Origin of the sequence: Okeania sp. SIO3I5, assembly GCF_010672085.1 — a bacterium.
Taxonomy (GTDB): domain Bacteria; phylum Cyanobacteriota; class Cyanobacteriia; order Cyanobacteriales; family Microcoleaceae; genus Trichodesmium.
Window position 1 is genome coordinate 1 of record NZ_JAAHHT010000171.1, and the last position, 4,483, is coordinate 4,483.

General features: G+C 32.8%; 1 protein-coding gene and 1 pseudogene. One reads left to right on the forward strand and one right to left on the reverse strand.

The window, feature by feature from the left end; all coding sequences use genetic code 11:
• Positions 1-527 (reverse strand): annotated as a pseudogene (locus F6K40_RS28290) (hypothetical protein); the annotation flags it as partial.
• A gap of 116 nt (positions 528-643) precedes the next feature.
• Between F6K40_RS28290 and F6K40_RS28295 the strand changes: the two are divergent.
• The gene (locus F6K40_RS28295) at positions 644-3,331 is read left to right on the forward strand and encodes an AAA-like domain-containing protein (RefSeq protein WP_293140541.1); all 2,688 of its coding nucleotides are present in this window, start codon (positions 644-646) and stop codon (positions 3,329-3,331) included.
• Positions 3,332-4,483: the final 1,152 nt, after the last annotated feature.

A 4,483-nucleotide genomic window follows, 5' to 3' on the forward strand; every position in this document is an offset into this window, starting at 1 on the left:
TCTTGTACTCTACCTTTGCCCAAAATTCTTAACGATAGAGTGTCTAATGTCTTTGGTAATTGATGAATTACTACTAATCCTGTTCTCTGATATTTAGGTAATAAATAAATTCCTGTACACCAATTATCATCATCAGCTTTAGCAGCAAAACCTTCTAATATTGTCTTTGATGCTGTCGGTGTTAATATCCATAATTTTGGATAATTATCTTCATTGAGGCGAGTATTTTCCCGATTTGCTCGACGGATAAAATCTGTGTTTACCTCTAATAATTTAAGTAAACAACTCCGAATTTCATCAATTGTGACAGGATTTCTAAATGGTTCAAATAAACAAATTGTTGTAGCTAATTTCCCTAATAATCCTAATTCTTCTGGCGAAATTTTTGGTTGAGTTGATGGAGCAAAAAAGACATCTACTTGTCTAACTTCACTGCGAATTTCTAGAGGAATTTGACATTCTCCTAGTTGGGATAATAATTCTTCTAAATAATCTTTAGCAAATTGGTCATGGATAAATCTTGTCATTGGTTAATTAGCTATTTTTTTCTGATTTATAGATTACCATAATTTACTGTCAAAACTCCTGTTAATTTAGTATCATAGAAACAAATATTCACTTAGTCAATAAATATTTCCATAATATGAATAATCCTACTCAAAAATCTTATTATCAAGTTGGTGGTTGTCTTCCTAAAAATGCACCTAATTATGTTAACCGACGAGCAGATGAAGATTTCTATGAAGGTCTAAAAGCAGGTGAGTTTTGTTATGTTCTTAATTCTCGTCAAATGGGAAAGTCTAGTTTGCAAGTTAGAACAATTCAAAGGTTACAAAAAGAGGGTATTTATTGTGTGGCGATCGACATTTCAGAAATTGGTAATCGGGGGGTAACTCTCGAACAGTGGTATGCGGGTATTCTCCGAATATTAGAAAATAATTTTAATCTATCAGAATATGTGAATATTCGTACCTGGTGGCGAGAGCGAGATTATCTGGCGCCGGTGCAAAGATTAAGTGAGTTTATTGAAAGTGTATTACTGGCACAAATTCATCAAAATATTGTGATTTTTATTGATGAAATTGATAGTATTCTAGCTCTAGATTTTCCAGTGGATGATTTTTTAGGATTTATTCGAGCTTGTTACAACAAACGAGCTAATAATCAAGAATATAATCGTTTAACTTTTGCTTTGTTAGGAGTTAGTACACCTCAAGATTTATGTCAGGATAAAAGTAGTACACCTTTTAATATTGGCAAGGCGATCGAACTGACTGGTTTTCAATTAGATGAAGCTTTATCATTGATGGATGGATTAGTCGAAATTTCTCAGGAACCAGAGGCAGTTTTCAAAGAGGTTTTGGCTTGGACTGGAGGGCAACCATTTTTAACTCAAAAGGTTTGTAAACTATTAATTGAAAATGGAGAATTAATCATTAATCCGGCAGAGGGAGTAGCGGGAATTGTTAGGTCTAAAATTATTCATAATTGGGAAGCACAGGATATACCAGAACATTTAAAAACTATTCGCGATCGCATCTTGAGAAAGGATGAACGAATAGTCAGAAGATTGGGATTATATCTGGAAATTTTACAGAATAATTTGACTGGAATAGTAGCGGATAATAGTTCGGAACAAATGGAACTTCGGTTATCTGGATTAGTAGCTAAACGAGATAGTAAGTTAATAGTTGCTAATCCTATATATGCTGCAGTTTTTCACCAAGAAATGATTATTGAAGAATTGGAAAAGTTGCCTCCCTATTCGGAAGCAATCAAAGCATGGCTCAATTCTAATTGTGAAGATAAATCCTATTTATTGGAAGGTGAAAATTTACGCTCGGCTTTAGTTTGGGCAGCCGGAAAAAGTTTAAGGAATCAAGATTTCCAATTTTTGACTACTAGCCAAAAATTAGTATTAGATGCTCAGACAGAAACTTTAGAACTAACAAAAATTGAAACTAAAAAAGCTCAAGCGGAAGTAGTCAAAGCACAACAAAAAGCCAAACGTTGGATTCAAATAGGTTCCACTATTTTCGGCATATCTTTAATTTTCTCAATAGGCTTTTCTCTGTTAGCTCATCAAAGATTTAAACTAGCACAATCTAGTCGTGAAATTGAACAAACTGGCACTGACGCTTTATTATTAGCTATCGAAAAATCGGCAACAAATCAGGCATTATTAGAAGCTTTACCCAAAGCTATATCTGCCGGAAAAAAATTAAAATCTTTAGTAAATAACAATACTCCTCTAGCAGAATATCCTGCGACTAGACCAATATTAGCTTTACAAATGATTCTTGATAAACTTGACGAACAAGAACAATTTAAAGATAGTTTACTTCAGAAAAGAAAAATTATTTTGCAAGGTCATCAAGGTGCAGTTACCAGTGTAAAATTTAGTCCGAATCAAAAATTTTTAGCTTCAGCAGGAATAGATGGGAAAGTAATTATTTGGAATTTGTCAGGCAAAAAAATTACAGAATGGCAAACAGAACAACAATCAGTTAATAGTCTAATTTTTCATCCTGATAGTAAATATTTAGCAACTGCCGGTAGTAACGGTACAGTAAAAATATGGGGTCTCTTAGAGAAAACTTTAGGAAAAAAATTATATGTATTAGAAATATCTGAAAGCGAAGTAAATAGTATTAGCTTTAGTAGTGATGGTAAATATTTAGCAACTGCCGGCATAGATATTCCCGTGCAAATTTGGAACCTATCATCATCGCCCATAACTATATCCTCTAATGAAACTTTAGATAATAATGGTTTAATTAGAAGTGTTCGTTTTACTCCTAATGGAAATTTTCTAGCAACATTAGATGGCAAATCTACTATTAGGTTGTGGAATAGAGCTGAAAATCAATTCAAAACCCTAGACGTAGAAGCTATTAGTATGAACTTTAGCATCAATCAACCTCAGACATTATTAACAGCAACATCAAATGGAGTAGTGGAATTGTGGAATATTTCTACAGGTAGATTAATAAATAATTTTCAAAGTTTACATCTAGATACTAAGCTAGTTAATTTTAGTCCTGACGGAGAATTAATAGCTACTGTTGGAATTGATAGTATGGTACGACTTTGGAATTTATCAGGGCGACAAATTAGCCAATTTGAATTTTCAGAAAATGCAATTGATATAGCCTTTAGTTCAGATGGAAAAAAAATTGCTGTAGCTGATAGTAATGGTCAAATTTGGTTAATTTCTGTAGAAAATTTAGAGGAGCTTTTAATTAAAAGTTGCAAGTTTTTATTAGAAAGACCAAACTATTTTATGAGAGTAGAAGAATTTTGTCAGAGCGAATATAGCAATCCTAAATAGGTTTTCAATAATGGATAATGGATCATTACCTCTCCCTTTTAGGGAGAGGATTGACAAAAAGGAAAAAAATAAATTTTTTCCCTTTATTGGGGAGGCTTTAAACCTGAATTATCTAATTATTTAATTGTTTAATTGTTTAATTGTTTCGGTAAGATTTTATCGTAGGGGTTTGGTCTCCAAACCCTACTTAGGTTTGCTGAAAAAGTCTTTTTTAAGGAATGGGAAGTAGGGGAATAATTTTTTTGCCCATCTTGCCTAAAATGCTAACTTTTTGAGGATGAAGAGCTGAAAATCAAGGTATTTCAGACCATTAAATGCACTTTATTTCTTGTCAATACTTTGAGATTTAACCAGCAAATCCCTAGTAACAATAGGGGAATTTGTAGAGCAAACCCCTACAGTCTTTTGACACAAATGCTGACAATTTTTTTTCCCTCTTCCTTCTTACTTCTAAATGCACTTTATTTCTTGTAAATTATTTGAGATTTAATCAGCAAACCCCTAGTAAAAATAGTAAAAATAGGGGGATTTGGAGACCAAACCCCTACAGTTTTTTTGACACAAATGCTGACAATTTTTTTCCCTCTTCCTTCTAACTTCTTACTTCTTACTTTTAAATGCACTTTATTTCTTGTCAATCCTTTGAGATTTAATCAGCAAACCCCTAGTAAAAATAGTAAAAATAGGGGGATTTGGAGACCAAACCCCTACAGTTTTTTTGACACAAATGCTGACAATTTTTTTTCCTCTTCCTTCTGACTTATTCCTTCTTACTTCTTACTTCTAAATGCACCTTATTTCTTGTAAATCCTTTGAGATTTAATCAGCAAACCCCTAGTAAAAATAGTAAAAATAGGGGGATTTGGAGACTAAACCCCTACAGTTTTTTTGACACAAATGCTGACAATTTTTTTCCCTCTTCCTTCTTACTTCTTACTTCTTACTTCTGACTTCTAAATGCACCTTATTTCTTGTAAATCCTTTGAGATTTAATCAGCAAACCCCTAGTAAAAATAGTAAAAATAGGGGGATTTGGAGACTAAACCCCTACAGTTTTTTTGACACAAATGCTGACAATTTTTTTCCCTCTTCCTTCTAACTTATTACTTCTTACTTTTAAATGCACTTTATTTCTTGTCAATCCTTTGAGAT